Genomic DNA, 6,685 nt, shown 5'->3' on the forward strand with positions numbered 1-6,685 from the left:
GTCCGGTCTCCCAGGCCGAGCAGGTCAAGCAGGTCGCGTGCCCGCGACTCGGCCGCCTTACGGCGCATCCCACCGAGGATCGCGGGCAACGCGATGTTGTCCAGCGCCGAGACGCCCTCGAGCAGGTTGAAGAACTGGAACACGATGCCGACATGGTGCCGCCGGAACTTCGCCAGCCAGTTCTCGTCCCGGTCATCGACCCGCAGGCCGTCGACGACGACCTCGCCCTCGTCGGCCTGGTCCAGCCCGGCGAAGATGTTCAGCAGCGTCGACTTCCCACAGCCGGACGGACCCATCAGGGCGACGAACTCGCCGTGGGCGACGTTCAGGTCGACGCCGCGCAGCGCGCGTACCGGCGCCAGCTCGGCCTCGAACGTCCGGCGGACGCCACGTGCCTTCAGTGCGGTCATCATCTCAAATGCCCCTCTCCTGTCAGAGGTCGTGCGGAATGGGAGTCGCCTGACTCGCAGGCCCTCCGCATCCCGGCCGGCGTCCCAGCCGGCGTCGCCCAGTGAGCAATAGATTCATCAGGACACGCCCAGACGCATGGGTGATGTGATGACACGGCAGGCCGTCACCGGCGCATCGCGTCCTTTGACGTGTACGGAGTCGAGCTGCTCGAAGGCCCAGTCCGGGGCCGAGGCCGCAGTGGCCTCGCTGGCGATCGTCGTCCCTGCCGGCCGGGCCAGGTCCTGCAGCCGCTGCGCCATGTTGACTGTGTCCCCGACCAGCGTGTATTCGAGCCGCTCGTCGCTGCCGAGCAGTGCGGCGGCGACCTCGCCGGTGGACAGACCGATGCCCATACCGAACGGCTCAAGCCCTTCACCCGCCCAGCCGCGATCGACAATGGCCTGCCGGCGGTGCATGTCCAGGGCGGCGACCAGCGCCCGCTCGGCATGATCCGCCTGCGGGAATGGAGCACCGAACACAGCCATCACAGCGTCCCCCACGTACTGCATGACGGTCCCCTCTTGCTTAAGAATGGCAGAGTTCATGGCTTTGCGGTGCATATTTAGCTGGCGAGCTAAAACGGACGGATCGGTACGCTCCGCGATCCCGGAGTAGCCGCGGACGTCCGACATCAGCACCGTGACCGTCAGGCGGTCGGTCCGGGCGACGGCGTCGGGATCGGCGCGCAGCTTGTCGGCGAGCCCGGACGGCAGCAGACGGCTCAGTGTCTCGCCCTGCTCCTCACGGTCGAGGATGGCCGTGTGCAACTTGCGCAGCCGCGCCAGCGCGTCGCGACGGCCGGAGCTGGCATCTCGGGCCAAGTGGAGGAAGAGCTCCTCGACGGCGTGGTCGACCACCGCCGGCGTGGTCTCCAGCGCCGCAGCGATCGCCTTCACCGCCTTGCCCTCCGCCACCATCGTCAGCAGCCGTTCCTCCTCGGCGGACAGCCCGGTGCCGCCCTTCGCCGGCGCCACCAGTGCGGTGACGATCTCCGGGTCGAGCATCGAGCCGCCCGCCGCCACCTCCCGCACCGCCCGCACCAGCCGGTCCCCGTCCGCCACCCGCTCCTTGAGCAGGTACGCGTACCCGGCGGCCCCTTGCGCGAGCAACGCGACGGCGTACTCCGGGTCGCTGTACTGGGACAGCACGACGACGCCCGTTCCCGGCAGCCGCCGTCGCACCTCCTTGGCCGCCTCGATGCCCTCGTCGGCGAAACGGGGCGGCATCCGGATGTCGGTGACCACGACCTGCGGACGGTGCTCCTCCGCCTGGCTGAGGACACCGTCGTAATCCTCCGCCGTGGCGACGACATCGAGGTCGCCAGAGAGCGAGAGCAGCGCCTGCACACCGGCCCGGACGATTGCGTTGTCGTCCGCCAGCAGCACGCTGATCACTCCATCGGTCGTGGTCACAGCAGCCATCACACCGTGTCCCGGGCTCCGGCACCAGGGTGTCGGCCACCGACGTCGGCGGGGTGCCAGCATCCCCACGCCGCCGCCGGTCTGCACCCTGTCGATACAGCCGACCCTGCCCGTACCGTTCAATGACCGGCTCGCCCACCAGCGAGATATGCGCAGACGTCGCGGCGCATCACAGCGATCTCACGCGCCGGTGTCGGGAGGGAAGAAATGATGCTCGCGATTCGAGGGACGCGCCTGTTCGACGGCGAGCGACCTGCGAAGCTGGCGTCGCCGACCGTCGTGATCGCCGACGGCCGCATCCTCGACGTGCGACCGGGAGACAGCGCGAGCGCCGTCCTCGCCGACAACACCCCTAGCCGCGCCACCTCCGCCGACCTCGGCGATGTCACCCTGATGCCCGGCCTGGTCGACACGCACGTGCACCTCGGCTTCGACGCCGGCCCGGACCCGATCGGCCGGCTGGCGAGCGTCAGCGCGGACGAGGCGCTCGACATGATGCGGGCAGCGGCGCGCACCACGCTCGCGGCTGGCATCACTACGGTCCGTGACCTGGGTGACCGCGACTACCTCGCTCTCCGGCTACGGGACGAGCTGGCACAACGTCCCTCCGAGGGACCGCAGGTCCTCGCCGCCGGTCCGCCGATCACGACGACGCGCGGCCACTGCGGGGCACTGGGCGGCAAGGCCGACGGTGTCGATGGCATCAAGGCCGCCGTGCGCGAGCATGCCGAGCGCGGCGTGGACGTTATCAAGGTGATGGCCAGCGGAGGCGTCATGACCGAGGGAACCCGGTCGGAGCTGCCGCAATACGGACTCCACGAACTGCGTGCAGCCGCGGAGGAGGCGCACCGGCTGGGCCTGCCGATCACCGCGCACGCACACGCGGGTCAGGCGATCGCCGACGTGCTGGCCGCCGGCTTCGACTCGATCGAGCACTGCTCGTTCATGACTGCGGACGGCGTTGAACCGCACGCGGAGACCATCGCGGCCATCGCCGCCGCCGGCGTGGCCGTGTCGGCCACGCTCGGTATGCTCCCCGATCCCACGCTGCCGCCGGCGATCGCGACACGAATCAACGCGATCATCGATCTGCTCCGCTCGATGACACTCGCCGGCGTCACCATCGTTTGCGGAAGCGACGCCGGTATCGGGCCGCCGAAGCCGCACGGTGTTCTGCCGCATGCGGTTCGGCAGTTCGTCGACGAGCTCGGCTGGCCGCCGGCCGAGGCGCTGGGTGCGGTCACCTCCCGAGCGGCCCGAGTGTGCGGGCTCGGCGATCGGAAGGGGCGTATTGCGCCCGGCTTCGATGCCGACATCATCGCGGTCAACGGTGATCCGCTACGGGACCCCGCGGCAGTGCTCGACGTCCGTGCCGTCTTCCGGATGGGCCAACGCTGCGAGTCCGTACCCGCACCCGTCACTCCGGCCTAGAGGTCGTGCGATCTAGTGAACCACCAGGTCAACAACGTGCAAAACGGTACCCTACTCGTCAGCATCGCGGGCACCGACACCCAATTTTCGTTCCAGCTCTCCTTCTACTCACGACGGGCGAGCGTGAAGGTGAGGGTGTCAGCCTCCGTCAACTCAGGCGGCAAGCACGGCGAGGTGACCGGCCGCACCGTAGTCGAGCAACGCCTGGTCGGCGGTGACCAGCGTGGCGTTGAGCGTGCGGGCGGTGGCCACGATGATGCGGTCGGCGGGGTCCCGGTGGATCTCACCGGGAAGCCTCGTGCTGGCGACGGCAACCTCCGGGGCCAGCGGAACGACGGTCAGACCCGGGTTCGCCGCCACCAGATCGACCCACTCCCCTACGTCACGAGTGAGCTGCAGACGCTCCTTGGCCACCAACATGGCGATCTCCCACAGCGAGATCGCGCTCACATTCGCTCCCGCCTCGTACGACGCGTTCTCGATCGCTTGGCGTAGCTCCGGCGAGAGCCGGCCGTCGCCCGCCATCAACCAGACCAGCACATGCGTGTCCAGGACGACGCCGGCACTTGCCGTGGATGTCACCGCAGCGCGTCCCACTCATCGTCGACCGGGCTGATGAGGTCGTCGTACCGCCCGACCGTGCCGGCCAACGCGCCGAACAGCGGCGCGGGCTGCTCCACGGGCACCAGCCGAGCGACCGGCTTTCCACGCTTGGTGATGGTCACGGGTACGCGCGTCTCCGCCACCTCGTCCAGCACCTTCAGGCACACAGCCTTGAACCGGCCGGCCGGCATACTGGAGTGTTCCACGTCGGTGATCGCCATATGACCATGGTCACGCACCATGGTCATATCTGCAAGCGCCACTTTTACCCTCCGGAGAAGAAGGTTCCTGGCCTCCTGTAACGCTTACGCGGGGTTCTGGCGCGCCCTATCCGTTACACAAGGCCAGGAACATTGAGCAGCCCACTCGATCGGGGCACTATGCCGCTTGCCGGTACGTTCGAGTCTCGCGGTACCAAGAGCAGCCCTGTGGACGTGGCGTACGTTCCGCGATGACCGCCCTGAACCGTTCGGCCAGTTGCCGGCGATGGTGTCTGGCGTTCGACCATCCGTATCGGGAGATCTCAAAGCCGCGTTCACGCAGTTCCCATTCCCGTTCGCGTTGCTGGCGGACAACAGCCGCCGCGTCGAGCCGTTCGTTGTACTTGATATCGCCGTCACCTTCGAAGATCAACCAGAGGTCGTCCAGCAGGTGATCCGGGCGGTACCGGATCGGCCCAAGTTCGATCCAGGCATTGGAGATGGGAACGGGCAGGTCGTACTCGATGAAAGTGAGCCGTCCGAGCGTCTCCAGTGCGGACTCCGCGTACGCGTCGGCGTGCTCAACGACCCACCTCGCTTCTGGGACGCCCGGCCAGAAGCGCTGCACGTTCAGCACATCGCGTAGCTCCTCGACCGTAGTCCCGGCCGCAAGTGCCGCGTCGGCGAGAACCAGAGCATCGTCCCTGGCTCCAGTCCGTGCGATGTCGGCAACAACGCGGGAATCGGTCAGGATCGGGCAGCCGTTGACGACCGTGCGGTGCTCCGGCGGCAATGCGACCTCTCGGACCTCGCCAAATGCCGAATTCGTGTCCGCTCCCGAGCCCAACGGCATGACGACGATGGGCTTCTGAGGAGGCGGATCGATGGCAGGCAGCCCTCGAATTGCCACGGCCGACCACCCCGCGGCATGCGCGCTCGGGCCGCAAGCCCAGGTGAACGCCCGTGAGCGCAGTGCGAAGGCCTCCCACGGCAACGCATCGTCGTAGCTCTCGCGGCTCGCATAGACGCCCCTGGCTAGGCGAACCAGAAGTCCGGCTCGCACGAGCCGACTTATCCGCGGGCGCGTGATGCCGGCACAGCGCACACGTTCAACCGTCAGCAAACCGTCGCCAAGGACAAGTTGGTCTTCGACGTCGCCTGGGAGACAGCTGAGGCGTGCGGACATGTCGCCCATCGTCGGTCGTCGACGCGTCCCCGGGTAGATCCGTGTACCAGGTTGTGGACAACTAACGAGGGGTTCCTGGCCTCCTGTAACGCTTACGCGGGATCTTGGCGTCTTAACCGTTACACAAGGCCAGGAACCCACCTTGAGGATCCGTGGGCTCAACCTCTCCCTCGTTTACATCACGTTTGCAGCATGATCCGTACGTTCGCATTCATGAAGACACCACTCGCAAGGCTCGCGCGTACGAGAACATCCCTCGTAGCACTCGCGGCCGTCGCAGTGACCATGGCCGCTTGCACCACTGACACTGACACGCCCAGCCGCGACACGGGCACACCAGACGACGAGCCGGCCGTCACAGGCGCCGCATCACAATGTGATCCCGAGCTCGCCGACGCGTTCAGCGCCTGGGCAGAGGCTGGGTTCAGCGGGTCCGTCGCCATCTCGACCAGCGGCGAATTCGACTGCCTCGCCGCCTACGGACTGGCCGACGAGGCCACCGATACACCGAACACGGCCGACACGGTGTTCGGCATCGGCTCGATATCAAAGGCGTTCACCGCCGCTGCCATCGTCGACCTCGCCGAGAAGGGCGAACTCTCGCTCGACGATCGAGCCGGTGACATTCTCCCTGACCTCGACGGTCCGGTGGCCGACGCGACCGTCGACCAGCTGCTGCTGCACACCAGCGGGCTCACCGGAACGTTCGCCGAGGACCGTCAGCCGCTTGAACGTGACGACGCGCTCGACGCGATCGGCGGCTTGGAGCAAACCTTCGAGCCAGGCTCCGACTACCTGTACTCGAACGCCGGGTACACGCTGCTGGCACTGATCATCGACGAAGTGACCGGGAACTACCGCGACCACATGGCCTCCGAGATCCTCCCGCTGCCCGGCGGTGACGTCGCCGGCGGCTTCTGGAACGGCGAGCCGGCCGCGCCGGATCCCCGCGCGGTCGGCTATCACGACGACGGCCCGGCGGGCGATCAGGGCGACTTCGAAGGCCCGCACTGGGCCCTCAGCGGCAACGGCGACCTCGCCATGACGCCGGAGCACCTGGCCACGTGGACACACGCCCTGTTCACCGGCCAGATCATCTCGCCGGTGGCCGTCGAGGTCATGGCCGCCTCCGGCTTCGACCACGGCGACGGCACATCGGTCGCACGGGGATGGGCGATGCTTGACGCGTCAGCCCTCGGCGAGCCCGTCTACACCTTCTCGGGCGGAGGCGGCGACTCCGGACACGAGGCGACCGTCGTGTGGTTGCCCGACAGCGAGCGGACGATCGCCGTCGCCACGAACACCCCGGACGTGACCGCCGGGCAACTGGTTCAGACACTCGGGCCGTCGTTGGTGAGCGGCGAGCCGCTACCTGTGCCCGAAGGCTCGACGGG

7 protein-coding genes are annotated in these 6,685 nt (G+C 67.9%); 2 read left to right on the plus strand and 5 right to left on the minus strand.

Features of this window, described 5'->3' with window-relative positions:
- Both ELR45_RS37690 and ELR45_RS12585 read right to left on the minus strand, forming a co-directional pair.
- On the minus strand, nucleotides 1-413 hold a 413-nt coding region (locus ELR45_RS37690), incomplete at its 3' end, for an ABC transporter ATP-binding protein (RefSeq protein WP_205856486.1).
- Nucleotides 414-527: 114 nt separating this feature from the next.
- Nucleotides 528-1,862, minus strand: a complete 1,335-nt coding sequence (locus ELR45_RS12585; protein WP_205856487.1) for an adenylate/guanylate cyclase domain-containing protein — start codon at nucleotides 1,860-1,862, stop codon at nucleotides 528-530.
- Between the two features lie 219 nt (nucleotides 1,863-2,081).
- Here ELR45_RS12585 and ELR45_RS12590 point away from each other — a divergent pair, with 219 nt between their 5' ends.
- Nucleotides 2,082-3,302: an amidohydrolase family protein gene (locus tag ELR45_RS12590; protein WP_129666401.1), complete on the plus strand. Its 1,221-nt coding sequence runs from the start codon at nucleotides 2,082-2,084 to the stop codon at nucleotides 3,300-3,302.
- Between the two features lie 153 nt (nucleotides 3,303-3,455).
- On the opposite strand, the gene ELR45_RS12595 is transcribed toward ELR45_RS12590, so the two are convergent.
- The 3 genes from ELR45_RS12595 to ELR45_RS12605 form a co-directional block, all read right to left on the minus strand.
- Nucleotides 3,456-3,884, minus strand: a complete 429-nt coding sequence (locus ELR45_RS12595; protein WP_205856488.1) for a type II toxin-antitoxin system VapC family toxin — start codon at nucleotides 3,882-3,884, stop codon at nucleotides 3,456-3,458.
- Nucleotides 3,881-4,126: a type II toxin-antitoxin system Phd/YefM family antitoxin gene (locus ELR45_RS12600; RefSeq protein WP_205856489.1), complete on the minus strand. Its 246-nt coding sequence runs from the start codon at nucleotides 4,124-4,126 to the stop codon at nucleotides 3,881-3,883. Before ELR45_RS12600 ends, ELR45_RS12595 begins: the two co-directional genes overlap by 4 nt.
- A 157-nt stretch (nucleotides 4,127-4,283) precedes the next feature.
- Nucleotides 4,284-5,291 carry a type IV toxin-antitoxin system AbiEi family antitoxin domain-containing protein gene (locus tag ELR45_RS12605; protein WP_165367720.1) on the minus strand — a complete coding sequence of 336 codons (1,008 nt, stop codon included), beginning with the start codon at nucleotides 5,289-5,291 and terminating at the stop codon, nucleotides 4,284-4,286.
- A gap of 213 nt (nucleotides 5,292-5,504) precedes the next feature.
- Between ELR45_RS12605 and ELR45_RS12610 the strand changes: the two genes are divergently transcribed.
- Nucleotides 5,505-6,685, plus strand: a 1,181-nt coding sequence (locus ELR45_RS12610; protein ID WP_165367721.1) for a serine hydrolase domain-containing protein, incomplete at its 3' end; no start/stop codon positions are given.

The sequence above is a fragment of the Phytoactinopolyspora endophytica genome, assembly GCF_004138495.1.
GTDB lineage: Bacteria > Actinomycetota > Actinomycetes > Jiangellales > Jiangellaceae > Phytoactinopolyspora > Phytoactinopolyspora endophytica.